28 protein-coding genes and 1 pseudogene are annotated in these 25,076 nt (G+C 55.9%); 16 read left to right on the top strand and 13 right to left on the bottom strand.

Annotated features, from left to right (window positions below; genetic code table 11):
• Window positions 1-162 precede the first annotated feature (162 nt).
• Window positions 163-543: a DUF1823 family protein gene (locus LKE08_RS04830; protein ID WP_324703062.1), complete on the bottom strand. Its 381-nt coding sequence runs from the start codon at window positions 541-543 to the stop codon at window positions 163-165.
• Between the two features lie 248 nt (window positions 544-791).
• Here LKE08_RS04830 and LKE08_RS04825 point away from each other — a divergent pair, with 248 nt between their 5' ends.
• From LKE08_RS04825 to LKE08_RS04805, 5 genes and pseudogenes are all read left to right on the top strand, one after another.
• Complete coding sequence (locus tag LKE08_RS04825; protein WP_324703059.1) at window positions 792-1,424, top strand: hypothetical protein; 633 nt, start codon at window positions 792-794, stop codon at window positions 1,422-1,424.
• 107 nt (window positions 1,425-1,531) lie between these two features.
• Window positions 1,532-1,652 (top strand): annotated as a pseudogene (locus LKE08_RS04820) (Uma2 family endonuclease); the annotation flags it as partial.
• Window positions 1,653-1,706: 54 nt separating this feature from the next.
• A complete protein-coding gene (locus LKE08_RS04815) occupies window positions 1,707-1,949 on the top strand; it encodes a type II toxin-antitoxin system HicB family antitoxin (RefSeq protein WP_324703061.1) in 243 nt (80 codons plus the stop codon).
• Window positions 1,949-2,167, top strand: coding sequence for a type II toxin-antitoxin system HicA family toxin (locus LKE08_RS04810; protein ID WP_324703058.1), 219 nt, complete (start codon window positions 1,949-1,951; stop codon window positions 2,165-2,167). Before LKE08_RS04815 ends, LKE08_RS04810 begins: the two co-directional genes overlap by 1 nt.
• A 90-nt stretch (window positions 2,168-2,257) precedes the next feature.
• Window positions 2,258-3,073 (top strand): Uma2 family endonuclease, encoded by an 816-nt coding sequence (locus LKE08_RS04805; RefSeq protein WP_324703057.1) that lies wholly within the window; start codon window positions 2,258-2,260, stop codon window positions 3,071-3,073.
• Window positions 3,074-3,087: 14 nt separating this feature from the next.
• Here LKE08_RS04805 and LKE08_RS04800 read toward each other — a convergent pair whose 3' ends face one another.
• From LKE08_RS04800 to LKE08_RS04790, 3 genes are all read right to left on the bottom strand, one after another.
• The gene (locus LKE08_RS04800; protein WP_324703056.1) at window positions 3,088-3,927 is read right to left on the bottom strand and encodes a formylglycine-generating enzyme family protein; all 840 of its coding nucleotides are present in this window, start codon (window positions 3,925-3,927) and stop codon (window positions 3,088-3,090) included.
• A gap of 84 nt (window positions 3,928-4,011) precedes the next feature.
• A complete protein-coding gene (locus LKE08_RS04795; protein ID WP_324703055.1) occupies window positions 4,012-4,521 on the bottom strand; it encodes a hypothetical protein in 510 nt (169 codons plus the stop codon).
• 30 nt (window positions 4,522-4,551) lie between these two features.
• On the bottom strand, window positions 4,552-5,067 hold the full coding sequence (locus tag LKE08_RS04790; RefSeq protein WP_324703054.1) for a hypothetical protein: 516 nt from the start codon (window positions 5,065-5,067) through the stop codon (window positions 4,552-4,554).
• 72 nt (window positions 5,068-5,139) lie between these two features.
• Between LKE08_RS04790 and LKE08_RS04785 the strand changes: the two genes are divergently transcribed.
• A complete protein-coding gene (locus tag LKE08_RS04785) occupies window positions 5,140-5,853 on the top strand; it encodes an HAD hydrolase-like protein (protein WP_324703053.1) in 714 nt (237 codons plus the stop codon).
• Window positions 5,854-5,857: 4 nt separating this feature from the next.
• Here the strand turns inward: LKE08_RS04785 and LKE08_RS04780 are convergent, their stop codons facing one another.
• Entirely contained in the window at window positions 5,858-6,106 is a 249-nt protein-coding gene (locus LKE08_RS04780) for a DUF433 domain-containing protein (RefSeq protein WP_324703052.1), read from the bottom strand.
• Window positions 6,107-6,177: 71 nt separating this feature from the next.
• Window positions 6,178-7,200, bottom strand: coding sequence for a type I glyceraldehyde-3-phosphate dehydrogenase (gap, locus tag LKE08_RS04775; protein WP_324703051.1), 1,023 nt, complete (start codon window positions 7,198-7,200; stop codon window positions 6,178-6,180).
• A 434-nt stretch (window positions 7,201-7,634) separates the two neighbouring features.
• Here gap and LKE08_RS04770 point away from each other — a divergent pair, with 434 nt between their 5' ends.
• Complete coding sequence (locus LKE08_RS04770) at window positions 7,635-8,789, top strand: ATP-dependent 6-phosphofructokinase (RefSeq protein ID WP_324703050.1); 1,155 nt, start codon at window positions 7,635-7,637, stop codon at window positions 8,787-8,789.
• Between the two features lie 139 nt (window positions 8,790-8,928).
• Here the strand turns inward: LKE08_RS04770 and LKE08_RS04765 are convergent, their stop codons facing one another.
• The 3 genes from LKE08_RS04765 to hmpF form a co-directional block, all read right to left on the bottom strand.
• Window positions 8,929-9,297 carry a cyclic nucleotide-binding domain-containing protein gene (locus LKE08_RS04765; RefSeq protein ID WP_324703049.1) on the bottom strand — a complete coding sequence of 123 codons (369 nt, stop codon included), beginning with the start codon at window positions 9,295-9,297 and terminating at the stop codon, window positions 8,929-8,931.
• Between the two features lie 136 nt (window positions 9,298-9,433).
• The gene (locus tag LKE08_RS04760) at window positions 9,434-9,772 is read right to left on the bottom strand and encodes a transaldolase family protein (RefSeq protein ID WP_324703048.1); all 339 of its coding nucleotides are present in this window, start codon (window positions 9,770-9,772) and stop codon (window positions 9,434-9,436) included.
• A gap of 248 nt (window positions 9,773-10,020) precedes the next feature.
• Window positions 10,021-11,751, bottom strand: a complete 1,731-nt coding sequence (gene hmpF, locus LKE08_RS04755; protein WP_324703047.1) for a pilus motility taxis protein HmpF — start codon at window positions 11,749-11,751, stop codon at window positions 10,021-10,023.
• A 274-nt stretch (window positions 11,752-12,025) separates the two neighbouring features.
• Here hmpF and LKE08_RS04750 point away from each other — a divergent pair, with 274 nt between their 5' ends.
• Window positions 12,026-13,438, top strand: coding sequence for a CHAT domain-containing protein (locus LKE08_RS04750; RefSeq protein ID WP_324703046.1), 1,413 nt, complete (start codon window positions 12,026-12,028; stop codon window positions 13,436-13,438).
• Window positions 13,439-13,512: 74 nt separating this feature from the next.
• Here LKE08_RS04750 and LKE08_RS04745 read toward each other — a convergent pair whose 3' ends face one another.
• Window positions 13,513-13,770, bottom strand: coding sequence for a hypothetical protein (locus tag LKE08_RS04745; protein WP_375341400.1), 258 nt, complete (start codon window positions 13,768-13,770; stop codon window positions 13,513-13,515).
• 371 nt (window positions 13,771-14,141) lie between these two features.
• Complete coding sequence (hpf, locus tag LKE08_RS04740) at window positions 14,142-14,786, bottom strand: ribosome hibernation-promoting factor, HPF/YfiA family (protein WP_324703045.1); 645 nt, start codon at window positions 14,784-14,786, stop codon at window positions 14,142-14,144.
• Between the two features lie 220 nt (window positions 14,787-15,006).
• Here hpf and lipB point away from each other — a divergent pair, with 220 nt between their 5' ends.
• Window positions 15,007-15,708 carry a lipoyl(octanoyl) transferase LipB gene (lipB, locus tag LKE08_RS04735; protein ID WP_324703044.1) on the top strand — a complete coding sequence of 234 codons (702 nt, stop codon included), beginning with the start codon at window positions 15,007-15,009 and terminating at the stop codon, window positions 15,706-15,708.
• Window positions 15,709-15,865: 157 nt separating this feature from the next.
• On the opposite strand, the gene LKE08_RS04730 is transcribed toward lipB, so the two are convergent.
• On the bottom strand, window positions 15,866-16,492 hold the full coding sequence (locus LKE08_RS04730; RefSeq protein WP_324703043.1) for a single-stranded DNA-binding protein: 627 nt from the start codon (window positions 16,490-16,492) through the stop codon (window positions 15,866-15,868).
• A gap of 46 nt (window positions 16,493-16,538) precedes the next feature.
• Entirely contained in the window at window positions 16,539-19,076 is a 2,538-nt protein-coding gene (locus LKE08_RS04725; protein WP_324703042.1) for a mannose-1-phosphate guanyltransferase, read from the bottom strand.
• A gap of 545 nt (window positions 19,077-19,621) precedes the next feature.
• On the opposite strand from LKE08_RS04725, the gene LKE08_RS04720 reads away from it, so the two are divergent.
• From LKE08_RS04720 to LKE08_RS04690, 7 genes are all read left to right on the top strand, one after another.
• The gene (locus LKE08_RS04720) at window positions 19,622-19,963 is read left to right on the top strand and encodes a hypothetical protein (protein ID WP_324703041.1); all 342 of its coding nucleotides are present in this window, start codon (window positions 19,622-19,624) and stop codon (window positions 19,961-19,963) included.
• 86 nt (window positions 19,964-20,049) lie between these two features.
• Complete coding sequence (locus LKE08_RS04715) at window positions 20,050-21,075, top strand: ABC transporter permease (protein ID WP_324703040.1); 1,026 nt, start codon at window positions 20,050-20,052, stop codon at window positions 21,073-21,075.
• Between the two features lie 549 nt (window positions 21,076-21,624).
• Complete coding sequence (locus tag LKE08_RS04710) at window positions 21,625-22,143, top strand: phycocyanin subunit beta (RefSeq protein ID WP_324703039.1); 519 nt, start codon at window positions 21,625-21,627, stop codon at window positions 22,141-22,143.
• Window positions 22,144-22,252: 109 nt separating this feature from the next.
• Window positions 22,253-22,741 (top strand): phycocyanin subunit alpha, encoded by a 489-nt coding sequence (gene cpcA / locus LKE08_RS04705; RefSeq protein ID WP_324703038.1) that lies wholly within the window; start codon window positions 22,253-22,255, stop codon window positions 22,739-22,741.
• Window positions 22,742-22,905: 164 nt separating this feature from the next.
• Window positions 22,906-23,724 carry a phycobilisome linker polypeptide gene (locus tag LKE08_RS04700; RefSeq protein ID WP_324703037.1) on the top strand — a complete coding sequence of 273 codons (819 nt, stop codon included), beginning with the start codon at window positions 22,906-22,908 and terminating at the stop codon, window positions 23,722-23,724.
• A 115-nt stretch (window positions 23,725-23,839) separates the two neighbouring features.
• On the top strand, window positions 23,840-24,706 hold the full coding sequence (locus LKE08_RS04695; RefSeq protein WP_324703036.1) for a phycobilisome linker polypeptide: 867 nt from the start codon (window positions 23,840-23,842) through the stop codon (window positions 24,704-24,706).
• Window positions 24,707-24,815: 109 nt separating this feature from the next.
• Complete coding sequence (locus LKE08_RS04690; protein ID WP_324703035.1) at window positions 24,816-25,070, top strand: phycobilisome linker polypeptide; 255 nt, start codon at window positions 24,816-24,818, stop codon at window positions 25,068-25,070.
• The last annotated feature ends 6 nt before the right edge of the window (window positions 25,071-25,076 follow it).

The raw sequence follows: 25,076 nt of genomic DNA, 5'->3' as shown, positions 1-25,076 counted from the left end.
GCACCGCTTGGGAATCAATTCCCCGAGGGCGCAAGCCTTGCGCCCCTACCAGCAAAAATCATCTGAAGATGATTGGGGAGGTTGTCCGGATCTGATATCAACTTGCCTCCCCTGCCTCCCCTGCCTCCTCTGCCTCCTCTGCCTCCTGGAGCCCCCTACTCCCTACTCCCCACTCCCTACTCCCTTCATCGACATTTGGGACAGCAGCCAGTTGGCCATCGTCGCCCGCCGGGTTTGTCTGGGGCCGAAGGTGCCGATTTTGTAGCCTTTGAAGCCGAGTTGCTCTTTGAGGAGCTGTTTGTTTTCTTTGGGGATGGAGCGGGTGAGTTTGACGGTGGCGGGGCGAGAGTCGATGAAGTCGGGGGGTTCGGGGTAGGTTTCCCGCCAGTCGGGATCGACTTGGGTGGCGTCCCAGCGATCGCTTTCCGTATTATAACGGTAGCCCAGATGGTGCCAGACGAGTTCGTTGACGGTGCGATCGTCGAGGTCTTCGTTGAGGATGGCCCAGATGGTTTCGGTGTTGAGGGGTGGCAGTTCGGACATGGAATTCGATTGAATGCTATTTTCGGGGGCGTTGATTTTTTCATCATACATACAGCCATGTCACCCCCACGGATTCATTGTAGGCGATCGCGTTTCCGGTGTCAATCCTGTTGTTGATCACTCCAAACCCCTTACCTTATCATGGGGTTACAGCCGTTGATTTTTAGTCAATTATTATGTCCCCTTAACATACCCACATCATAGCCATAAAATAAAAGGCGATCGCGAGAAACAAAAAAACAATAATTATGAAACTTTACTTAGAATCAACCTTTTATTTATCAAACCTGGATCTTTATTATTCCAAGTTGGACAACTTGCAAGTTACCGGAATCGACACCGATATCAAAATTGACGGAGGTCTCGATCTATCTGAAGAAGAATTGGATGAAAGAATGGCATTGGGAGACTACCCGGAACCCATTCAGGTTGGCCGAATGCAAGCCCATAGATTCGATTTGTATTACGACCAAGGAGAAGTCATAATTGTCGCCGATTGTCTGACATCTGACTTATCGTACTTCGCATCGTTCTGTCTATTGGAGGAAGGTCGGGAAGCCATAGAATACAAGCGCCACTTATTTTATATAAATAGCGTCTTCATTGAACCGAAATACCGGGGAAGAGATTACGGATTGCAGGCATTGGCGATGTTTTTACAGGGTTTCGCCTGGGGCGAGGCCGTCGGTTGCCATCCAGTGCCAACTGACGACTTATCCGGCAAGTACCCGAAAGAGAAAGGACAATCGCTTCTACGAAAATATTGGTCAAAAGTTGGATTAGAATCCTACAGCGAAAAGCACAATATTCTCTGGACTCCAAACTGGGAGATGCCGCGTTGGTTAAGACAAAAAATTTTTCAAGAGCGGGAATGGTATTAAAGCCAAGATTATTTCGCAGGAAACAACCAGAGAAAATCACCCCAAAAACCTATGCAGTAAGGGTATCGCCGATCGCACCCTCTTCAAAATGCTATACTGTCCTCCATACCCTGGACGGGCAGGTGAGGCGTTCCTACGTCCTCTGGCAAGAATATATCCCCCCGCTAATTGCCATCGAATGTGTCGGAGGATGGTTCGGAAGAACGCGATCGCGGGGCATTAACCCAGAAGAATTGTAAAGTAAATACGGGTCGTCAAGGTCAAATTCAATTAGGAGGTAAAATGATTCAAGAATATATTCAAAAAGCCATGCAAGTTGCCGAGTATGAACTCCTAGAAGATGATGAAGGGTTTTATGGTACAATTCCCGGAGCGACGGGAGTTTGGGCAACGGGAAGCACCTTGGAAGCCTGCCGTCAAGAACTGATGGAAGTTTTAGAAGAGTGGATATTGATTGGCATTTCTCAGGGTCATCAACTGCCGGAGTTCGGTGGGATTAGCTTGAAAGTGGAGCCGATCGCCTGATGCCACCTTTTGGCCCGATATCCCGTCGTCAGTTGATTGCCGTATTCAAAGCCGCCGGTTTTGTTGGTCCCTATTCGGGTGGCAAACACCAGTTTATGGTGCGGGATGGCTTGCGAGTTCGGATTCCCAATCCTCATCAAGGAGAAATTGGCAAGAATCTGTTGAAACGGATTTTAAAACAAGCGTGTATTTCACAAGATGAGTGGGAAAATTTATAGCACTTCGAGGTTGTGTTGAGAGAATTGCGATCGCACCCTCTTCAAAATGCTATACTGTCCCCCATCCCCTGCGATGAAAAACGATTTGCCATGACCATCGCCAAATTCTCTGAACTCGGAATTACTTCCCTTCCGGATCATACCCAACTCCCCGACTCCGACGGCACCTTCGTGAAAAACTTTCAGGAGCACCCCCAGAGTATCTTACTGACTGATTCCATCCAGCCGACGCTCGATCGCCTGCACCCGGACGAACAATATGCGATCGGTCAGGATTGTGGCATTTACTGGCGACTGACGCAACCCCCGGAAAAAGGGGCCGAATGTCCCGACTGGTTTTATGTGTCCAACGTCCCCCCCACCCTGGACGGACAGGTGAGGCGTTCCTACGTCCTTTGGCAAGAATATATCCCCCCGCTAATTGCCATTGAATTCGTGTCGGGGGACGGTTCCGAAGAGCGCGATCGCACCCCTCTCTCCCAAACTTCAGAAGACCGCCAAAAACCAGGAAAATTTTGGGTGTACGAACAGATCATCCGCCCCGCTTTCTATGCCATTTATGAAGTACAAAAAGCCCGCGTTGAAGTCTATCAGTTAATTACCAATCATTACGAGTTAATGGAAGCCAACGAACGGGGTCATTATCCGATCGAGCCGATGGGTGTCGAGTTGGGAATTTGGCGGGGACGATACGGCAATTTAGACTTGCCTTGGCTGCGTTGGTGGGATAGTGAGGGGAATTTGTTATTAACCGGAGATGAACGGGCTACAATTGAACGTCAGCGGGCGGAAAATGAACGTCAGCGGGCGGAAAGAGCCGAATCGGAGTTGCAGCAGGAACGTCAACGGGCCGAACGGCTGGCGGAATTGTTGCGATCGCAGGGCATTAACCCAGAAGAATTGTAATCGAAGGTACGTCGCTAGATTTCCGGCGTCAACATTCCGACAACCCGAAACCCGATATAATCCTTACCGCTGCCGGAGGGGTGCCAGTAGCGAACAGCAGAACGGCAAAATTTGGCGAAGTCACTCCAAGAACCACCCCGCAACACATGGTAATCATCACTATTAAGTTTTACCCAAGCCTCACCATCGCGGGGTAAACCCTCATAGTTTTCGTGATAGTCATCCTCGCACCATTCCCAAACATTTCCGTGCATATCGTATAAACCAAAAGCATTGGGGGGGAAACTGCCCACCGGGGTTGTCTTTCTCCGATCCTCTCCCTTCGCCGCCTCGCCGTAGGGAAAAGTACCCCGATAATTGACCCAATCCGTCGTTATCGTTTCCCCGAAATAAAAGGGTGTCGTTGTACCGGCCCGACCGGCATATTCCCATTCGGCTTCGCTCGGCAAACGATAGTTTTTTTGGGTCAGTTGGGAGAGCTTTTTACAAAAATCTTTGACACCCGCCCAATCAACCGTTTCGACGGGGTTTTGTGTCCCCTTAAAGTGGGAGGGATTGTCTCCCATCACCGCTTGATACTGTTCCTGAGTGATGGGGTATTTGCTCATGTAAAAAGGTGCGATCGCCACCTCGACCTGATTACCGCTGCCATCATTTTCATTGCTGCCCCGCCCCGCTTCCCCTTGGGGCGACCCCATCAAAAACGTTCCTCCGGGAATGGCGACCATCTCTAAGATGGTGTCGTTGACCCGTTCCTTGAAGACTTTCGCTTCCATCTGATGGCGGTCAATGACTTGTCCCTGATGGTTGACGTTCACCACTTCAAATTGTTGGGTTTCTGTATGCAAAGCCATACATTTTGCGGATTATTTCACATTTAAATTATACCACAAGTGCCATTATTGGGAGTCAGTTTTTTTGGGAAAATTGCCCCCGTTTCAATCATCTAAAAATGCCAGGGTTAGCGTCTCCCCGTTCCGGCGGCGAGCGATCGCCAACAATCCTTCCATCACTTCACCATCCCCAAGGTTATAAATTTGGAAATCTTTGACTTCCGGACTGTTAAAGCCTGCCGCGAGGATGGTGGGTTCGCGATCCTGGCCGGTTTCATCATAATCGTAGTCCAGCATATTCGCGATCCGGTCGTCATAGTCAAGACCGGCAACCCGGGTTGCCGCGTCTAGTTCTAGCCGAATATTGGGTTCGAGGTCTGGAGTGCGCTGATAGATTAATTTCCATTCGCGCATCCAACTGATCAGGCTTGGAGAACTTTCTTCGGAACTCTCCCCCACAAAATATTGATATTGACGCAAGGCAACCGCTTCCAAATCGGCTTCGGGCTGAACCCGTTCGTAAAAAATGGTGACTCCCCAAGCATCTTGGCGAGGCGGACTGTAAAAGTCCATCAAATCTCGGGCATATTGGGGAATTTCAGGAGATAAAGACATGGTTAAACCGGGCAAATTTATCGTCAAAATTTATAAGCCATGAGTCGAATTTTTTTTATCTAAAAATGCGAAAATCACCGTCTCTCCGTTCCGGCGATGACTGATCGCCAACAGTCCTTCCACGACTTCACCATCCCCGATGGTATACACTCGGAAATCTTCAACCTCCGGACTGTCAAAAGCCGTCTGGAGTACCGTATAGGCTCGCACGTAGTCATCGGTATTGATCTTTAAGAACTTTGAGAACAGATTCTCATGCTTCTCCCCGGCGAGGGTAGCCACGGCTGTTATTTCCGCTACAAAACAGGGGTCGATGTCGCGGGCACGCTGATAGATCAGTTTCCAAGGGCGCATCCAAGCGTCAGAATGTCGATCCCATTGCTCCCCGACAAAATATTGATAGTGGTGTCGGGCCATCTTTTCCAAATCTGCTCCGGGCTGAATTTGTTCGTAAAAAATACCCACTCCTCGAGCATCTTGGCGAGGGGGACTGTAAAAGTCCATCAAATCCTGGGCATATTGGGGGATGTCAGGAGATAAAGGCATGGGTTCGTCGATCGCGTTTTGGATCGATTATAATCGATCAGACTGAGAGAAGTACGATCGCACCGACAATCATTGAAAACAGAACAGATGAAAACGGTTTTATTTTGGGATATCGACGGGACTCTTTTAAATACCAAAGGGGCAGGACGTTTGGCGATGGAGGAAGCGATCGCGGATCTGACAGGCGAGCGCGCCGATTTATCTTCTTTGAATATGGGGGGACTCACGGACTGGGATATTTGCAGCCAAATTTTGGAACAGTGCGGTTTGGAAGCGACGGCGGAGAATATCGAAAAACTCCAAAATCGCTACGTCGAACATCTCCCCGAAATGTTGCCGCGATGTCCGGGATATGTCCTGGCGGGGGTGCGAGAAATTTTGGAACAGTTGCGAGATCGGACAGATGTTTTATCTGTGGTTTTGACGGGAAATATGGAAGCCGGGGGACGGGCAAAATTGGCTCACTACGGACTGGATTCTCACTTTCCTTTGGGGGCATTTTCGGGGCGATCGCGCGATCGCGTGGAGATTGCGAAACGGGCCCTGATTTTAGCCCAGCAACAATTGGGAAAAGTCTCCCCGGATCGATTATATGTTATTGGTGATACGCCCCATGATGTGCGGTGCGGGCGGGCGATCGGGGCGAGGGCGATCGCGATCGCTTCGGGACACCACAGCGTTGAGGAGTTACGGAATTGCGGCTCTTGGTCCGTGTGGAACGCACTCCCCCACCCCCGGCAGTTTTTGGAGACGGTGGGGGTGGGACTTGGGAAAGCCGTTGGTTAACCGTCTATAATTCACATCTCTTGATAGTTTTGTTTGTTGTGCCAGTGAAAGAAAGCCCTTCATCTAGAAGTTCGAGAATGCTTTGCACTGGAATACGGGTTCCGGCAATACAGGGCTTGCCGAAGTGGATTTGGGAATCGACGGTAATTTTCTCCATATGGCTAGAATCCATACGACGGGCTTTTTCAATTTTAGGACGGGATTGCAAGGAGATGAAGTTGCGATCGCGCTCCGGATCGATCTGCGTTGACAATTCAAAACCCCCGCCGGCCAGAAAATGACGCGGCGGGAGTTTCGAGGACGATCGCAATTTTTAAAGCGAACCTACAGCAGTCCGTCCGCCTTCGCCATCGAGAGCATCAGGTCAACCACCCGGCAGGAATAACCCCACTCGTTATCGTACCAGGCGACGACCTTGAAGAAGTTGGAATTCAACTCGATGCCGGCTCCGGCGTCGAAAGTGCTCGAACTCGAATCGGTGGTGAAGTCAGAGGAAACCACCGCATCTTCGGTGTATCCCAAAATCCCCTTCATCGGGCCTTCAGACGCCGCCTTCATCGCCGCGCAGATTTCCGGGTAGCTGGTGGCCTTTTCGGTGCGGAAGGTGAGGTCCACCACCGACACGTCCGGAGTCGGAACCCGGAACGCCATCCCCGTCAGGCGGCCCTTGAGTTCCGGCAGCACCAGGGTGACGGCCTTGGCCGCCCCCGTGGAAGCCGGGATGATGTTCTGTGGGGCACCGCGTCCGCCCCGCCAGTCCTTCTTACTCGGTCCGTCTACGGTGGGTTGGGTAGCGGTCATGGCGTGGACCGTGGTCATCAGACCTTCGGCCAGACCGAAGTTATCCTGGATGACTTTGGCGACGGGGGCCAGACAGTTGGTGGTGCAACTGGCATTGGAGACGATCAGATCGGAGCTGGGGTCGAAGGTCTCGTGGTTGACGCCGATGAGCAAGGTTTTCACCTTGTCGGGATCTTTGGTGGGGGCGGACAGAACCACCCGCTTGGCGCCGGCTTCCAGGTGTTTGGATGCCCCGTCGTAGGTGGTGAACAGGCCGGTGGATTCGACGACGTAATCGACGCCGAGATCCTTCCAGGGCAACTGAGCCGGGTCTTTGATGGAGGTGCAGCGGATGGAGCGTCCGTCCACGGTGATGCCGTCGTCCGTGGCTTCTACGGTGCCGTCGAAACGGCCGTGGGTGGAGTCGTACTTGAACAGGTAGGCCAGGGCGTCGGCGGGGACGAGATCGTTGATGCCGACAAACTCGATGTCCGGATGTTTGATGCCGGCGCGGGCGACCAGCCGTCCGATGCGACCGAAACCATTAATCCCTACTTTTATCGCCATAATTAAAAACTCCTCTGGGTCTACAACGATTGCCCCATTCTAAACAACCGAAACTTTAGCTACTGACTTTAGCACGGGGACGGCCGATTTTCGCCTTTTTCTTCTCATTCTTTTAAGCTTATTTGCGACCGATATAAAATAAAAAGTCCGAGAAATCAATCGGCAAATCTTAAATAAAGATTAAATCTGGTGCGGCCTGTCAGCGTTTCCTGAATTCCCGGCAAATACACAATCATCGGGTTTTGTCAACCGCCCCGAGTCTCTCCGAGAAATGACGGTTCAAATCGCGATGTACGGGCGATCTGAGCAGTTTAACCGATCCGGTTTAAACGTAAGTTAAGAAACAATAAAAAAGACTAACATGATACCCTTCCTTTCGGCCATCGGAGGTAATATTTAGATGCAACCAAAAAACAACTCAATCTGACGAGATTATGAGTAAACGCAAACGCATTGGAATTTTGACCAGCGGAGGGGATTGCCCCGGTCTCAATGCAGTGATTCGCGCCGTCGTGAGTTATGCAACATCCGAATACAATTGGGAAGTGCGGGGTATCCCCTACGCGACCCAAGGCCTGATCGATCGCAAGAGCGTGGTACTCAACCGCCACGGCATCGAGCGCCACGGCATCGACCCGCTGCTGAGTATGGGCGGGACGATCCTGGGTTCGATCAACAAGGGGGACACGGAGGCCCAGGCGGACGAGGTGATCGCCGGTTACTACGACCTGGAACTCGACGCCCTGATCGCGATCGGCGGGGACGGCAGCCTCGCCATTTTAGAAAAGCTGGCGAAAAAAGGCAACATGAACCTGGTGGGGGTTCCCAAAACCATCGACAACGACGTCGCCTGTACGGAATTGTCCGTCGGGTTCAATTCGGCCGTCAGCACGATTTTGGACTCCCTCGATCGCCTCAGCTACACGGCTGCCAGCCACGATCGCGTCATGGTGGTGGAGGTGATGGGGCGCACCACCGGACACCTGGCCCTGCACTCCGGCATCGTCGGCGGCGCGGACGCCATTTTAATCCCCGAAATCCCCTACTCGATGGGGAGTCTGTGCAAACGCATCCACCACCTGCGGACCCTGTGGGGCCGCAAATTCGCCGTCGTCGTGGTGGCGGAGGGGGCGAAAACCGCCGGGGGCGAATCCCGATATTACAAAGATGCCCTCGGAGAAGTCAGGCTGCGGGGCATCGGCGAATACATCTCCACGGAAATTGAAAAAAACCTCGGGGTGGAAGCCCGAGTCACCGTCCTCGGCCACGTCCAGCGGGGGGGTGCGCCCTCGGCCTACGACCGCCTGATCGCCACCGCCTTCGGAAAAACAGCCGTGGACGTGATCGCCGCCGAGGACTACGGCAAAATGGTAGCCTGGAAGAGCAATCACGTCACCACCATCTCCCTGGACGAGGTGTTCGAGAACAGCCCCCGCCTGGTCGATCCGGACGGATTTTGGGTGGAAACGGCGCGATCGCTCGGGATCTACGTCGGCGAGGAACCGGAAGCCCACGACACCTGTTCCACCCAGCAAAACGGGCATCACAACGCCCTGGCGATCGAAACGGCGACGACGATGCTCAACTGAGCCGTTTTTTTTGCATCTCAACCGTCAGAAGTCCGCCCGACTCCACCGCCATCGGAGTCCATTTCCACTGAAGTCAGAAGTCTATTTTCGGGTGCGGACGACCGGACATTTTCGGTTCCCCATCTCATTGTTTTCGATTTTAGAGCGATCGCTTCAAACGGCGGAGGCGATCGGAGAAACTTCGCATCACCTCCAGAGCGAATAGGGGGGTCTGCTCGATCGCGAACAAAAATCGCCGTTCGTCCATTGTGGCGAGGACGCAGTCCGTTTTCGCCACGGCCGTCGAAGCGCGGGTGCCGTCCCGGTGAACCAGGGCACCCTCCCCGAAAACATCCCCTTGTTTGAGGGTTTCGATGGATTTTCCATTCACCCAAAACTCGACCTCTCCCTCGATGATGCCGTACATGAGATCGCCCGGTTTTCCCTCTTCAAAGATTGTCTCTCCGGCGGAAACTTTTTGGTCGGGTAACTGTTGAAAAATTTTGACAGTTTGAGCCGGTTCTAACATTATAATTATTCCTCTTAAAATTGAGCCAGCCGGTCGCGACGGACGAGATGCTGTCGTGGGAATTATAGCATCGCGGGAAATGCCGTGGGATTCGGATTCGGAAATGAGATAGCGGCCCTTGGCGACGGTGGCTTCCCTATTCTAGGACAGGCGGGCGTCCACCTCCGTGGAAACCGGGCTGGGGATGATTTCGAGGATTTTCAACCCGAAGGACACGGCGAGGCGATCGCGCGGCCAACGCCGCCACGTTCCGGGCGGATGCCCCAGCCCCCAATTCCTGGCGGGCCCGTTTGAGGGTGTCATCGACGATGCCCTGATATTCCGGCATCGCGGCCGCCGCCGTCATCAGGGACGGGTTGGTGGCGGCGTCTGTGGGGGTGAAGGTTTCGATCGCTTTGATATCCCCCGTGTCGGCGACGACCACCGTCATCTCCCGCAGTTCCACCCGGTTTTTGACATTTTGAAGACAATCCAATCAGACTATCGAGTTCTCCAAAAGTCCGTTAAACAGAGATGATGATGTTTCTAAATTTAGAGAGTTAAATATTGAGAGAAAGGACTTATAACTCCCGACCGTCGGGGGTCTGACATTCACAACCGTCGTCGGCAAACCGTCATTCGAGTCGCGAATAACCGGCGGCCGGCGCGATATCGGGGAGGGAGAAGTCCCGGCCGTCCTCCGGGGGGGGCGGGCGAGAAGCGGAGATCTCGCACGGCGCCCGTCTAGGAGGAGACCAATTCGGAGAGCAGCCGGCCGAGTTCTCCCTGGGCCCGGGCGTTGCGATCGCCCATTTCTCGAATTTGCCGGCACTCGGCGGCCAGTTCCTCCACCTGCGCTTTCAAAGCATCCCAGCCGTCCTGGAGCGGTGGCAGGATCTCCCCGTACAGGTTGACCCGACCTTGAATTTCTCCCAGAGTCTGCCTCTGCTCGATCCAGTTTTGCTCTTCGGCTTCGAGTTGCTGGCGTGTCTGTTCCTGCTCCGCTTCCCGATGGGACAATTCGTCCCCGGCGGTCTGAATTTCCGATTCCAACTCGTCGGCGCGATCGCGGAGTTCTTGCAGCTCGGCTTGGGCGGCCTGCTGCTGCTGCCGGAGTCCGGCCAGGAGCGAGGGAAAATTGGCGACCCCGGTTTGACCCGCCCCCCCCAGGCGCTCCAACAGAACCGCCTGGTATTGGTTCATGTGGTCTTCCCGCTCTCCGAGGGTGCGGCGCTGCCCTTCCAGAGTTTTTTCAAGCATCTGATAGGCATCCCGTTCGTCGGCTAACTCCGCCTCTTTGGTGCCGCGATCGCCCCCCGAAGCCTGTTCGATCTGCTGCTGGAGTTCCTCGATCTCTTCCCGTTTGTACTTAAGTTCCTCCTCTTGGTCGCTGACGAGTCGGAACCACCGGTCCCACTCCTGCTGCAGGCGCTCCACCTCGGCCTTCAGTTGCTCAACGGGCATCTTTTGCAGGGCTTCCTTGTCCACCTTGACCCCCGACGGGGAGCGGTTCGCCACCGATTCGGCCAGACGTTCGAGTTGGCCGATCAGGGTCTGTCGCCCTTCGATCTGCTCCTCCAGGCGTCGAATTTGGCCGCGATCGCGCTCCAACAAGGTCTGGCGGGCGTTGCGTTCGGCCCGGGCGTTCAACAGGGCCATCTGGGCCTCCTGCCACTCAGTCCACCGACTTTTGATAGAGCGGGCCGCTTCGTCCACCTGCTCCCGGAGTTCGGACGCCCGGGCTTCCTGTTCCGACCGCGTCGCCCGGTAGGTTTCGAGGGCCGACACCCCCTCCCGCACCCGTCCGAGGGTGCCGTCGATGCGCTCTTCGAGGCTTTGGACGGAGGGCGGTTCGGAGAGGCCCTCGAGAACCGATCGGATTTCCCCGGCCTGTTCCGGACTCAATCCCTTTTGGGTTTCGAGCCCCGCCTTTTGGGCTTCGATCTCTCGCATTTGTTCCTGCAGGCGCGATCGGGTGGTTTCGATTTCCTCTCGGCCCCGCTCGATTTCAGCCCGCAGGCGCTCTTCCTCTTGCTTGGCGGTTTCGGCCCTCTGTCGCTGTTCTTCGAGGCGGTCGAGTTCCTCTTGCAGGTGATCCATCTGCTCCCGCCGAGCTTCCATTTCCATTTCTCGGCGGTTGAGTTCCTGACTCTGGTAGGTCAGGGACTCCTTCCACTGTTCGATCTCTTCTTGTTGATTTTTAAATTTATCTTGCAATCGCGAGAAATCTTCAAGAATTCTGACCAGTTTTTTGCCTTCCTCGATGCGCTGCACCTGTTTGCTGGCGTTGAGTTCCACCAAAACCAGAGTCCCGTCTTTGTAGTTGTTGGCATCGTCGGCCGGAACCCCGTCGTCTCCCGGCACGGCGCTCCAATTGTTTTCCCCCCGCTGACACGCCAGCAACTTGAGTTCAGCCCGACCGCCACCCAAACCAAAGCCACTTTTTTGCTTCTGTACTTCCGCTAAATAAAGCACGGTGATTGTCCTCGTGAGGTGTTTAAGCTTTATTCCTAGCTTCAATCATATTCCCGTTTTCGATGTTAACAGTAGATGGGGGGGCGACTTTTTTTGCGATCGCCCCCCCCTGCCGGCGATACGGGGAAGCCAGGGATTACAATGGATCGGTGTCCGAGTCTGCCGCGCCATCGAGTCCGCCGCGTCCGGACATCTTGACGCGGGACGAGAACAAGGGATGGGGTGCGACCCCGCCGACATCCCGCCGTCCGCCCCCGTGCAATCATCACTCACCATGAGACACCACCTCCGTCAGGTCTTCGCCAGTTTCGGAAACATCGCCTCAAATTTTCGTTCGGGTCTCCGGTTCCGGCGCATCCGCCGGCGCGGGTGGCGAAGGCTCTCGGGCTTTGTGCTGTCGTTCATTTTGGTTCTGGGGACCCGCGTCGAGCTGGCCGTTTCCCAGGAGTCCCCCGAGGCGATCGACTGGTCGCAACAAATTATCCAGTTCGAGAGAAATTGGGAGGAGCAGTACGAAAGTTATTTTGAGGGCGACCTGGCGGCGGTGACTTTAAACGGGGACGACATCAGCCGCATCCTGGCGCAAATGGCGCGGCGGACCCGGACTCGGGCGGCGGTGCTGTGGGTGGCGCCACAGCCGGAATTTTTGAAGTTAGCCCTGGTGACACCGGGTCAACCCCCGACGGGAAGGGTGATTCCGGGGGTGACGCGGGAGCAAATGTGGGCGGCGGCGCGGGAGTTGCGCCGGGAGCTGACCCACCCGAGCCGCCTGGGGACCCGATCTTACCTGCCATCGGCCCGACAATTGTATCGGTGGACCGTGGCCCCCTTCGAGGCGGAGTTGCAGGCCGGGGCGATCGATACGTTGCTGCTGTGTTTCGGGCCGGGGCTGCGGACGCTGCCGATCGCGGCCTTCCACGACGGGGAGCGGTTTTTGGTGGAGAAATACAGCCTGACGCGCATCCCGGCGTTCAATTTGTTCGACCGGAACCGGACCAGCCTTCAAAATGCCCGGATTTTGGCGATGGGGGCTTCGGAGTTTGAGGATCTCAACCCCCTGCCGGCGGTGCCCGTGGAGATCTCGGCGATCGTCGGGGAGCGTCCCTCCCAACCCTGGCCGGGGGAGTCGTTTTTGAACGGGCAGTTCACCCTGGAGAATCTGAAGCGGGAGGTGGCGTCGGGATCCTTCGCGATCGTCCACCTGGCGACCCACGCCGAGTTTCAGCCGGGAAAGCCGGAAAATTCGTTCATCCAGCTTTGGGACACGCGCCTGGGATTGGATCGGATCGGGGAGGTGAACTGGTCCGAGTCCCAGACGGAGTTGTTGGCGTTGAGCGCCTGCCAGACGGCGGTGGGGGATAAAAATGCGGAGTTGGGATTTGCGGGGCTGGCCCTGAAGTCGGGGGTGAGGACGGCAGTGGCGAGCTTGTGGTCCGTCAGCGATGAGGGGACGTTGGCTCTGATGAGCGATTTTTACCGGCAGCTCCGGGGGATGCCGATGAAGGCGGAGGCGCTGCGGCGAACTCAAATGGCGATGATTGCCGGGGAGGTGCGGTTGGAAGGTGGGGAACTGCTGACGTCGCGGGGAGGAGTCTCCCTTCCTCCGATTCTGGCTCAAATGGGCGATCGCGACCTGTCCCACCCCTTCTACTGGGCCGGATTTACGACGATCGGGAATCCGTGGTGATATCGGGTTCGGATTAATTTATTAAATATAGTTTTTATAACAACTATTTGAACGGACATGAGGTGAGGCGATCGCTACTCTTCGAGGGCGGACAGGTCTTCGATCACCCGCACCCGACCCCGACAGACGGCCCGCAACAGCCGGTTGACGGCGGTCCGCTCCTCTTCGCTCAGGGAGTCGTCCATGGTGGCGGCCATCAGCGCGTAGCGATCGGCGAGGGTCAGCACCCCCTTGTCCCTCACGGAGACTAAAATTTCGGAAATTGCGCCGGGGAGAAGGTTGAGGTGAGAATACATGGGAGACTTCTTGAATTCGTCCATATTTTCTATCATCCCCAAATTCGATTCAATTTCCGGTGACGGGGGCTATCTCGGGGGCGTGATTCCGGGGGGAATGACCCGTGACGGTCATGACCTCCCTTCTGTGATTTCGATCGCCGGTCGGGAGGTCGTCTATAGCGCTGTGCGCTGGGGTGTAGGGTGTAGGGTTTAGGGTGTAGGGATAGGAAAATCCCGGGTGATCAGGATTTCAACAACCAGGGGATGGAGTCCCTTGTCAAGCCCCTTGTTGTCCCCCTCGACGAAACTGTAAACAGACGAGCGATCGTCACTATAGTCACTCGATCTGAAGGAAACGCGAAGAAGATCGGGACCGGCCGCTCGAAACAAAGGCCCGACCTGTGCGGCCGGGCCCGGGTTAGGGATTATAAAGTGACCGACGACGGGCGGTCAAGTTCCGATTCGGAAGTCCCCTGGCCGTTACCGTTGGGGACGCTGCCGTTTCGGGGTTGGATGACGCCATACCCCCCGTGGTGGGAACGCTGGTAGATGACGTTGATCTCGCCCGTTTCGGCGTTTCGGAACATATAAAAGTCGTGGTCGATGAGCTGCAACTGCTCCAAGGCTTCTTGGATGCTCATCGGTGGCATGGCGAAGTATTTCGTCCGCACCACTTCTCCGGGCAGTTCGGCCGTGCGATCGCCGATCAAATCCTCGACAATGGGCTGCTCTGCGACGACTTCACCGGTTTTGGGAAGGTGATGCTGTTTGGCTTTGCGCTTTTCTTTGTACTTGCGAAGCTGACGGGCGATTTTGTCCGCCACGAGATCGATGCTGGCGTAGAGGTTCTCACTGCTCTCTTGGGCACGAATAACCGTACCGTTGGCATAAATCGTGACTTCGGCGGTTTGCTTTGGATTTATCCGGGGGTTGCGGGCAACAGATAGGTGGACGTCAACCTCGTTGGTCAACTGCTGAAAGTGATTGACTGCCTTCGCGATCTTCTGTTGCACATACTCGTGAATGGCATCGGTAATCTCAAGATTTTTACCCTGGATAACAAGCTTCATACAGCTCCCTCCCGCTCATAGTGTGGGCATAACCTCACGTTAACATTTTGCATTTTAGAAACGTGAATCGTTTAAAATCTTTTGCATCCCTTGACAATTCTTGATGGTTGTCAAGTAAAGTTTTGTCAACACCCCCTTGCTTTTTTGGGTCGTTTCCTGTAAGGGTGCTGAACTGGGTCGAATCTCCTATTTCTCGCGCATCTATACTTAGGATCTTACCATGCGAACCCCGACTTCAATCGCTTTTGTCGATCCCCGTCCGGTTGACTGCCAGTTTTACTCGTTGGGACTCGTCCCTTATCAGCCGGCCCGGGTCTGGCAGCAAGGGCTCGTTCAAGAGCGAGTTAATTGCCCGAGTTTACCGGATGTTTTCATCTTACTTGAACATCCCCCCGTTTACACGTTGGGACGGGGTGCGGACGCCCAATTTCTCAAGTTCGACCCCCGGCGGGGCGATCGCGAAGTCCACCGGGTGGAACGGGGGGGAGAAGTGACCTACCACTGTCCGGGCCAACTGGTGGGATATCCAATTTTGAACCTGCGCCGGCATCGCACTGACTTGCACTGGTATTTGCGCCAACTCGAGGAAGTCCTGATCCGTACTTTGGCTGTTTGGGGGGTAGCCGGCGATCGCATCCCCGGCCTGACGGGGGTCTGGGTGGGGGACACGAAAGTGGCGGCCATCGGCATCAAGGTCAGCCGCTGGATCTCCATGCACGGGTTCGCCCTCAACGTCTGCCCGGATTTGGCGGGATTTGAGGCGATCGTCCCCTGCGGCATTTCTGACAAAGCCGTGGGTTCCCTGGCCCAATTCGTCCCCGACATCGCGATCGCCGACGTCCGGGAGGTGCTGGCGACTCAATTCGCCGAGGTGTTCGGAGTGCGGCTCGTCCCCGCGGCGGGTGTGAGTCCATGGGAGTAGGGGGAGGGAGGGTCGGGGCGGAGGGAGCGGGAGAAGCCGAGGGAACGGAGGAAGAACACAGATAGGATTTTCCTCGTCTGCTTGACCGTTGCCTCCGGTCGCCTCCCCTGCCTCCCCGGCTTCCCCGGCTTCCCCGACCTCCGGTCGCCCCCTGCCCCTAAAACGGAATCGGGTCGTAATCGGGATCTTCGGGGTCGGGGGACGGTTGAGAGGGGGCCGTCGGGCGGTGGGATTCGTCGGCGTCGAGATCCGAGCCGGAAGTTTGGGGGCTGGGGGTGGTGCGGTTGCGAGATCCCAGGGGGACGACGTTGCTGGGGGGGGTAGCGGGCAGTTCCGCATCCTCGCCGCCGGTGCCTGGCGAGGCGCCCAAGGGATAAATCCGTCGGGCGACGAGTTCGGCTCGCTTTTCTTTGAACCCTTCCGGGCGCTCCATCACATTCATCTGCAGGCGACCTTCGATCACCACAGAATCGCCGACGTGATATTTCTGGTTCATTTCCTCGGCCAGATTGCCCCAGCCGATCACCCTCAAAGTGGCGGGGGGATCGTTCGGGCGGCTGGTGGTGAACTGGATCAACATCTCGGCGATGGGCAATTGATTGTCCGCCGTGTAGCGAAGCTGGGGTTCCCGAACGATCTCGGCCATCAAAATGCAGTTATTCATTGTCGATTTTTTGTGATCTCCATCGTTGATATTGGGGGCGAGAGTCGAGAGCCGGGGTTCATCTGGGGAAACCCGTCGCGCCGTCCGGGTTTCCGAATCAGCCGACGTCCCGGTTGCCATCTGTTCCGGGGCGCTTTCGGGTCGGGCGACCGCCCCCCGGTCTATCTCAATACTCGTCGTCGCGGTTCACGCCCTGAGATTGGTTGACAAACTCTTGGACGAGATTTCGATATTCCCGCAAGGTGGCATCCACCCAATCTCGGTCGTCGCTGTTGGCGTAGATGTGAACCAGGGGTTCCCCCGCGTCCGGGAGAATCAAAACCCAGTTGTCATCTTGGTAGTTCACCAACTTGACCCCATCGATCAATTCTAAGTTTTCCGGGGCGTGAGTTTCCACCAGGTGCCGCATCAGGGATCCCTTGACCGTCCAAGGGCAGCGGACGGTGTAGCGGCGGTGAATCACCCGGGGCAGGTCGGCGCGAATTTGGCCGAGCGATCGCTCCTGGGTGGTGAGGATCTCGATAATTTTGGCGATCGAAAACATCCCGTCGAAGCCGGGATGCATCTGGGGGAAGATGAACCCCATATCCCCGCTGCCGCCCAAGACGACGTTGGAATTGGTCTGGCAGGCTTCCATCAGGGCCGTGGGGCTGGCTTTGGTGCGGATCACCCGGGCATCGTGGCGGCGGGCGATCTGCTCCACCGCGGCCGAGGCCTGCACCGGCACCACCACCGAACTTCTGGGGTAGGCCGTCAGCACCATCGTCACCATGATGGCGGTCAACTCTTCGCCCCGGATCGGGCTGCCGCTCTCATCTACCAGGATAAACTGTTCGCCGTTGGCGTAGACCTGGACGCCGAAATTCGCCCGCAGGGCCTCCACCACCCGGCCGAGCTGGTCGAGCAAATTTTCGCGATCGCCCGTCGAGAGGGCGGTTTGATTCAAACTGGCGTTGAGGACCACGGCGTCGCAGCCGAATTTTTCCAGCAGCCGGGGCAGGATCGCCCCGGCGACGGCGTAGACGTAATCGATCACCACCTTGGCATTGCTGTGGCGCAGAGCTTCGATGTCGAGCTGCTTTTGAAAGCTATTGTTGTAGGCGTCGAGGACTTGGACTTCGGCCGGGTAGGTCATGTTGCCAATTTCGGGAATTTGCGCCCGCCGCAGGTCTTCTTTAAAATAAGCCCCCTCGATCTTTTTCTCCTTGGCTTTGGTGATGTTGATGCCCTGGTCGTCGATAAATTCGATCAAAATTTGGTCGGCGCGGTCTGGGGAGAGGCGGACGTGGATGCCGCCGACGACGGGGAGGTTGGGGATGACGGTGCGGACGACGGGGATGGCGGTGTCTTCCAGGTTGAGGACGTTGACGCCGACGGACATGAGGCCGGAGATGAGCGATCGCGTCACCATGCGGGCGATGCGGCGCTGGTCCCGGGAGACGGCGACGGTGGCGCCGTGTTTGAGTGTCGATCCGTAGGCGGCGCCGAGTTTGACGGCAAATTCGGGGGTGATGTCGATGTTGGCCAGTCCCAGAACCCCCCGCTGGCCGAACAGGTTGCGCTTGGCGGTGTTGCCCCAAATTAAATTGATGTTGAGGGTGGCGCCGGACTCGATTTTTTTGCTCGGCCAGACCCGGACGCCGGGGCTGATTTGGGCCTCTTCCCCGACGGTGGACAGGGAACCGACCACGGCCCCCTCCAAGACGTGGGCGCGGCGATCGACCCGGGTCCCCCGGGAGATGACGCAGGCCCGCAGGTGGACGTCTTCCCCAATGATCGCGCCGTTCCAGACGATGGGGCGTTTGAGGTTGGCGTCGGCACCAATGGTGACGTTATCGCCGATGACGGTCCCGGCCTCGATGTGTGCCCGGGGTCCGATGCGACAGTTGCGGCCGATGAGCACGGGGGTTTCGACCCGGGCGTAGTCGTCGATGTAGGTGTTTTCCCCCACCCACAGCCCGGGCGATCGCTCTTCGTAGGCGAAATCCAGTTTGACTTTCCCCTTCAGGGCGTCGTACTGGGATTCCCGGTAGGCTTCCAGGTGGCCGACGTCGCACCAGTAACCCTCGGCGATGTAGCCGTACATGGGGATGTCTTTTTCCAGCAGCAGGGGGTAGAGGTCTTTGGAAAAGTCCGATTCGCGATCGGGGGGCAGGTACTCGAGCACCTCTGGCTCTAAAATATAAGTCCCGGTGTTAACGGTATCGGAGAAAATTTCGCTGGTGGAGGGTTTCTCCAAAAACCGTTTGATGCGCCGATTTTCGTCCGTAATCACCACCCCGAATTCCAGGGGGTTGGGGACGCGGGTTAAAACTAATGTCGCTTTGGATTGTTTGCGGCGGTGGAACTCGACGGCTTCGGTGAGGTCGAAGTCCGTGATGCTGTCGCCGCTGATCACCAGGAAGGTGCTCTCGAGGAGTTCGGCGATGTTTTTGACGCACCCGGCCGTCCCGAGGGGCTGATCTTCTTCGACGGCGTAGGTCATCTGGACGCCGAAATCGCTGCCGTCGTGGAAATATTCCCGCATCACGTCGGGTAAGTAGTGAAGGGTGGCGATGACTTCCGTGAAGTGGTGGCGCCGAAGTAGGTTGATGATGTGTTCGGCAATGGGGCGGTTGAGGATCGGCACCATCGGTTTGGGCAAATCACAGGTGAGTGGTCTGAGTCGGGTTCCTGAACCGCCAGCCATCAGCACTGCTCGCATATTTCCTCCTGGCTTGTTTGCGCTTGTATGAAATTTGGACGCTCTCGCTTACAAGGATACCCTGGGGGTGAGAGGGAATGGGGAAGAGGGAATGGGGAAGAGGGAATGGGGAAGAGGGAATCAAAATTTCCTTTTCATGAGGGTTTCAAGGTGGGCATCCTGAATGAAACTGTAAACAGACGATCGCGCACTGCTATACCTGAAAGCTGAAAACTGAAAGCTCATCTTACCCTCACCCGACACGCGGATGGGAGGAAATGTCTCCGGTGTCGTGGCGACTGCTGACTAAAAGGGGGGCATTTGGCGACGGGCGATCGCGGTCCGACTGCCCAATTTGAAAAAAAAAATGAAGGGCGATCGTCGCAGATACCGACGGCTTTTAAGATTGTTTTTATTTTCTGAGATTGGATATTCAATATCGTAAAATTTTATAAAAATTGACAAAAACTAAATAAAAATAGATCTATATTGTATGTAATTTTACCCTTTTCCTGGGAGTCAGTTGATATAACGAATTCAATTTCGACGCGCATTTGGAGGCGAGTATGAACTATAGCTTTAATTTGGTCGGCGTTTCTCCAATCCTGTCCTTTTTTTACCAGCAACAACAGCTTCAGGAGCGGCAGACTCGCGGCATCGAGTACGTGGGCAACCGCCAGTGTAAGTTGGACAGGTTTATCGAGTCGGTGGAGACGGCGGCTTCCAATCAGGGCTGGAATTGCGATCGCGCCGTGGATGCGGTGATCCAGTTCTGGATGAACAACTCGGAGAGCATCCAATATTGGAAGACGCGGTTGGAGGATGCGGGCCAGGAAAATTTGCTGGTGGCCCGGGTGGCCGATTTGCCCTCCCTGCGGACGACGTTTGAATCGCTGCTGGAGGAGTAGCCGTTCCCCGGTGCCTCGGAGCGTGATATAACGGTGCATACGGCGCTCGAAAGCGGGCGCGGTGGTTGTTTCTCAACTCAGATCGGATGTCTCGTTCTAAAGCGCTGCAATATTACGTCATCACCCGTCTGATGCTGGCACCCCTGATGTTGTGGACGATCGCATCGGTGGTGTTTTTGCTGTTGCGGGCGACGCCGGGGGATCCGGTGGATGCGATCCTCGGCCCCCGGGCGCCGGAGAGCGCCAAGGAGGCGCTGCGATCGCAGTTGGGGTTGGACGGTTCGCTGTTCCGACAATATATCAGTTACATGGGAGATCTGCTCCGCTTCGATTTGGGAACCTCCCTCACGACTCAGGGGCAGTCGGTGTGGCAGATCATCGGCGACCATTTTCCGGCCACGGTGGAGTTGGCGGTGTTCAGCATGGCGGTGGCGGTGGCGGTGGGGACGACCGTGGGGGCGATCGCGGCCTCCCGCCCCAATACGATTTGGGACACGGCGGGGCGGCTGTTCGGTATCGTCACCTATTCGGTGCCGGCGTTTTGGGCGGGGATGGTGTTGCAGTTGATCTTTGCGGTGCAGTTGGGTTGGTTTCCCCTCGGAACTCGGTTTCCGGTGGCGGACGCCCCCCCGCCGACGTTCACGGGACTTTACACGGTGGACAGCATCCTGAGCGGGAATTTGGGGGCGTTCTGGACGACACTTTATTATTTATGTCTCCCCTGTCTGACGCTGGGGATTTTGCTCAGTGGCATTTTCGAGCGGATCGTGCGGGTGAATTTGAGACAAACCCTGCAGGCGGACTATGTGGAAGCGGCCCGGGCGCGGGGGGTTCCGGAACTGCGGATTTTGCTGGCCCATGCTTTGAAAAATGCCATGATCCCGGCGATCACGGTGTTGGGACTGACGTTCGCGGCCCTGCTGGGGGGGGCGATTTTGACGGAGGTGACGTTTTCCTGGCCGGGGCTGGCGAATCGGTTATATGAGGCGATCCGGCTGCGGGATTACCCGACGGTGCAGGGGATCGTGGTGTTTTTTGCGACGGTGGTGGTGGTGGCGAGTTTGGCGATCGACATTTTGAACGCCTGTATCGACCCCCGCATCCGCTACTGAGCTCCGGCATCCGTCGTGACCGGCGACCCTGCCCTCCGATCGGGGGGGGTTTTTTTGTGGCGATCGCCGGATTTTGGCCCGCCACGGGCGAAATTTGCCCGGAAAAAGCGTTTGGCAATTCTGCTTAGTTATTAATACTTAGTAAAGTCGTGTTGCGGGTCGGGGGAATTTCAAAGCAAAGCGGATACGTTTCTTAATATTTTTTAACAAAACAAGTGCCGATAGCGTTGTATAACAAATATCTGAAGGGGAGAGAAGGAAAACAAATGTTAATTTATGAAGTTTGATTAACATTTGATTACAAAAAATTAAATCCCTCTCATAAACCGTGTACAATCTCTTAAGATTCCTAAAGTGTCGGATTGAGTTATCCAACCGACGGATATGACACCCGACTGCTGGGGGATCGGCAGGCTAATGTTCATACCATTGCCTGTGTTCTACCTCTGAGGGGTCTTGGGAGAGGACGCCGACGAAGCGATTTGAACCGTTCGTCGCGTGTCGAATCCAAACCGAACTTAAGCAAGTCAACAAGTAGGAGATAAGTCCATGTTTGATGCCTTCACCAAGGTAGTTTCTCAGGCCGACACCCGCGGCGAAATGCTCAGTGCCGCTCAAATCGACGCCCTGAACGCGATGGTTGCCGAAAGCAACAAGCGTTTGGATGCCGTCAACCGCATCACCGGCAACGCTTCCACCATTGTTGCTAACGCAGCTCGCTCTCTGTTCTCCGAGCAGCCCCAACTGATTGCTCCCGGCGGTAACGCTTACACCAGCCGTCGCATGGCTGCCTGCCTGCGTGACATGGAAATCATCCTGCGCTATGTCACCTACGCCATCTTCGCCGGCGATGCCAGCGTTCTGGAAGATCGTTGCCTGAACGGCCTGCGCGAAACCTACTTGGCTCTGGGCGTCCCCGGTGCCTCCGTCGCCACCGGCGTCGAAAAAATGAAGGAAGCCGCCCTGGGAATCGTCAACGATCCCGCCGGCATCACCCCCGGAGATTGCAGCGCCCTGGCGTCTGAAATCGCGGGCTACTTTGATCGCGCCGCTGCGGCTGTTGCCTAAGCTGGCGACCGAATCGCACATAACAATTCGCACCCTTGAAGTCATCATTTTTGTTGGCTTCCCTTATCTAACCAAACTTTTTGTAAACCACTAGGGAGATAACTGGAGAATGAAAACCCCCCTAACCGAAGCCGTTTCCATCGCCGATTCCCAAGGCCGTTTCCTGAGCAGCACCGAAATCCAAGTGGCTTTCGGCCGTTTTCGCCAAGCCAAAGCCGGTCTGGAAGCTGCCAAAGCCCTGACCACCAAAGCTGACAGCCTGATCAGCGGTGCGGCTCAAGCCGTTTACAACAAGTTCCCCTACACCACCCAAATGCAGGGACCGAACTACGCGGCGGACCAGCGCGGCAAGGACAAGTGCTCCCGTGACATCGGCTACTACCTGCGGATGGTGACTTACTGCCTGATCGCTGGCGGCACCGGCCCCATGGATGAGTACCTGATTGCCGGCATCGATGAAATCAACCGGACGTTCGAGCTGTCTCCGAGCTGGTACATCGAAGCCCTCAAGCACATCAAAGCCAACCACGGTCTGTCTGGCGACGCTGCGGTTGAAGCCAACTCCTACCTCGACTACGCGATCAACGCCCTGAGCTAGATCCGCTTTCCGGTGCCCGGAACGGTAAATAGCTGTTAGCAATTGGGTTAGCAGTTATTTAGCAGTCCGGGCATCTTTTGTTCGGTCGCTTTGAATACCGAACCGGATTAAAAACCGTTTTTTCGTCTCATTTTGAGAACTTTAAATATCGGGAGAAGATTCATATGGTTGGCTTAATTGAAGGCAGTCGCCTAGGAATCCGAGCCTTTGAAGAATCCGAACGGGTGGAATTGCGTTCCAACTTCACGGAATCTGACGTGCAGGCGGTCATTTTGGCGGCTTACCGGCAGGTGATGGGGAACGAGCACCTCATGCGGCGGGAGCGCCTGACGAGTGCGGAGTCGCTGTTGCGTCAGGGAGAAATTACCGTCCGGGATTTCGTGCGGGCGATCGCGCTATCAGAACTGTACCGGAAGAAGTTTTTCTACGGCAACAGCCAAACTCGGTTCATCGAACTGAACTACAAGCACCTGCTCGGCCGCGCACCGCTCGACGAGTCCGAGATCGCGTTCCACGTCGATCTTTACAACGATGAGGGCTTCGAGGCGGAAATCAGTTCCTACGTCGATTCCCCGGAATATTCCGAAAGCTTCGGCGACAGCGTGGTTCCCTACTACCGGGGATTTTCCACCACCGGCCGGGGCCAGAGAACCACCGGATTCAACCGGATGTTCCAACTGTATCGCGGTTATGCCAATAGCGATCGCGCCCAAAACCAGAAGCAAGCCCGCCTGACTTGGGACATCGCCCGCAATACGTCCTCGCCCATTGAGGCACCGGGGGGCAAACAGACCCTGACGGGGACCAACGGCGGCGATCGCGGACAACTTTACCGGGTGGTGGTGGTGCAAAAACCCACACGGTCGGGACCGCAAATGCGTCGGGCGACGGCGGAATACACCGTACCCTACGAGCAACTATCGGCACAGTTGCAGCGGGTCAACCGTATGGGCGGCCGGGTCATCAGCGTGACCCCTGCTTAGAACAGCAAGTTGTTAACTGTCAACCAGTCAACAATCATAGCAGAAATCCCGTCCGATCGGAAACATCCACGCCGCCAGCAATTCCCAAGTCAGTTGTCAACACAGGAGGATTTGAGTGGCCATCACACAAGAAGCGTCCCGGCTGGGGACCACAGCCTTCCAGGAGAGTTCCCGGGTGGAGCTGCGTCCCAACTGGACCCGAGAAAATGCCCAAGAAGTGATCCGCGCGGTTTACCGCCAGGTCTTGGGCAACGATTACCTGATGAAATCCGAGCGCCTGATCAGTGCGGAGTCGCTGCTGTGCGACGGCAGCATCACGGTCCGGGAGTTCGTTCGCTGCGTCGCGAAATCGGAACTTTACAAGAAAAAGTTCTTCTACCCCAACTTCCAGACCCGGGTCATCGAGCTCAACTACAAGCACTTGCTCGGCCGCGCCCCCTACGACGAGTCCGAGGTGATTTTCCACCTCGACCTGTACCAAAACAAGGGCTACGACGCCGACATCGATTCTTATATCGATTCTCCGGAATATCTGGAGAGCTTCGGCGAAAGTATTGTCCCCTACTACCGGGGCTTTGAAACCCAGCGGGGTCAAAAAACCGTCGGGTTCCCCCGGATGTTCCGCCTCTACCGGGGCTACGCCAACAGCGATCGCTCCCAGGCGGAAGGGCAGATGTCCCGTCTGGCCCAGGAACTCGGTGGCAACCGGGCTTCCACGGTCGTGGCGCCCTCCGGCGGTACGACCGGCTGGTCCTACAAGCCCTCCGGCCAGAGTGTCAACCCCAGCACGGGTTTCAGCCAGGGCGGCGTCCTGCAAGGGGGACGCACCTACCGGGTGGAAGTGGCCGGAATTGTCCAGCGTCGGTATCCCAAAGTCCGCCGCAGCAGCAAGGCTTTCATCGTTCCTTACGACCAGCTTTCGGAACAGCTCAAGCAAATTCAGCGCCAGGGCGGTAAGGTCGCCAGCATCACGCCCATCTAACCGGGTCTAACTCGGTTGATTTTTAGATGTTAGATTGTTTGCGATCTAACATCTAAAATTGAGGATTGAAACGGAAAACACTGATCGTTTTGGGAGATTAATAAGCACAATGTTGGGTTACATCAGTGCCGGAAAAATGGGCAGCAGCCCCTCGGGTGCACGCTTCTTCCGATATGAAGTGGTGGGAATGCGCCAGAATAACGAAACTGAAAAGACGGAGTATCCGATTCGATCCAGCGCCAGTCAATTTTTGATCGTCCCTTACAATCGGATGAATCAAGAAATGCAGCGGATTACCCGCATGGGTGGTAAAATTGTCAGCATCGAGCCGATGACTACCAACCCGGAGTCGGAAGGCGAATAGTTTAGA

The organism is Lyngbya sp. CCY1209, assembly GCF_035615495.1.
Lineage (GTDB): Bacteria > Cyanobacteriota > Cyanobacteriia > Cyanobacteriales > Microcoleaceae > Limnospira.
The sequence above is the reverse complement of the archived record's forward strand: the minus strand, read 5'-3'. Positions and strand labels throughout refer to the sequence as shown.

Coding starts and splice junctions, on each gene's coding strand:
- LKE08_RS04830 (WP_324703062.1), bottom strand. CDS start 543: ATGTCCGAACTGCCACCCCTCAACACCGAAACCATCTGGGCCATCCTC.
- LKE08_RS04825 (WP_324703059.1), top strand. CDS start 792: ATGAAACTTTACTTAGAATCAACCTTTTATTTATCAAACCTGGATCTT.
- LKE08_RS04815 (WP_324703061.1), top strand. CDS start 1,707: ATGATTCAAGAATATATTCAAAAAGCCATGCAAGTTGCCGAGTATGAA.
- LKE08_RS04810 (WP_324703058.1), top strand. CDS start 1,949: ATGCCACCTTTTGGCCCGATATCCCGTCGTCAGTTGATTGCCGTATTC.
- LKE08_RS04805 (WP_324703057.1), top strand. CDS start 2,258: ATGACCATCGCCAAATTCTCTGAACTCGGAATTACTTCCCTTCCGGAT.
- LKE08_RS04800 (WP_324703056.1), bottom strand. CDS start 3,927: ATGGCTTTGCATACAGAAACCCAACAATTTGAAGTGGTGAACGTCAAC.
- LKE08_RS04795 (WP_324703055.1), bottom strand. CDS start 4,521: ATGTCTTTATCTCCTGAAATTCCCCAATATGCCCGAGATTTGATGGAC.
- LKE08_RS04790 (WP_324703054.1), bottom strand. CDS start 5,067: ATGCCTTTATCTCCTGACATCCCCCAATATGCCCAGGATTTGATGGAC.
- gap (WP_324703051.1), bottom strand. CDS start 7,200: ATGGCGATAAAAGTAGGGATTAATGGTTTCGGTCGCATCGGACGGCTG.
- LKE08_RS04770 (WP_324703050.1), top strand. CDS start 7,635: ATGAGTAAACGCAAACGCATTGGAATTTTGACCAGCGGAGGGGATTGC.
- LKE08_RS04765 (WP_324703049.1), bottom strand. CDS start 9,297: ATGTTAGAACCGGCTCAAACTGTCAAAATTTTTCAACAGTTACCCGAC.
- LKE08_RS04750 (WP_324703046.1), top strand. CDS start 12,026: ATGAGACACCACCTCCGTCAGGTCTTCGCCAGTTTCGGAAACATCGCC.
- LKE08_RS04745 (WP_375341400.1), bottom strand. CDS start 13,770: ATGATAGAAAATATGGACGAATTCAAGAAGTCTCCCATGTATTCTCAC.
- hpf (WP_324703045.1), bottom strand. CDS start 14,786: ATGAAGCTTGTTATCCAGGGTAAAAATCTTGAGATTACCGATGCCATT.
- lipB (WP_324703044.1), top strand. CDS start 15,007: ATGCGAACCCCGACTTCAATCGCTTTTGTCGATCCCCGTCCGGTTGAC.
- LKE08_RS04730 (WP_324703043.1), bottom strand. CDS start 16,492: ATGGCAACCGGGACGTCGGCTGATTCGGAAACCCGGACGGCGCGACGG.
- LKE08_RS04725 (WP_324703042.1), bottom strand. CDS start 19,076: ATGCGAGCAGTGCTGATGGCTGGCGGTTCAGGAACCCGACTCAGACCA.
- LKE08_RS04720 (WP_324703041.1), top strand. CDS start 19,622: ATGAACTATAGCTTTAATTTGGTCGGCGTTTCTCCAATCCTGTCCTTT.
- LKE08_RS04715 (WP_324703040.1), top strand. CDS start 20,050: ATGTCTCGTTCTAAAGCGCTGCAATATTACGTCATCACCCGTCTGATG.
- LKE08_RS04710 (WP_324703039.1), top strand. CDS start 21,625: ATGTTTGATGCCTTCACCAAGGTAGTTTCTCAGGCCGACACCCGCGGC.
- cpcA (WP_324703038.1), top strand. CDS start 22,253: ATGAAAACCCCCCTAACCGAAGCCGTTTCCATCGCCGATTCCCAAGGC.
- LKE08_RS04700 (WP_324703037.1), top strand. CDS start 22,906: ATGGTTGGCTTAATTGAAGGCAGTCGCCTAGGAATCCGAGCCTTTGAA.
- LKE08_RS04690 (WP_324703035.1), top strand. CDS start 24,816: ATGTTGGGTTACATCAGTGCCGGAAAAATGGGCAGCAGCCCCTCGGGT.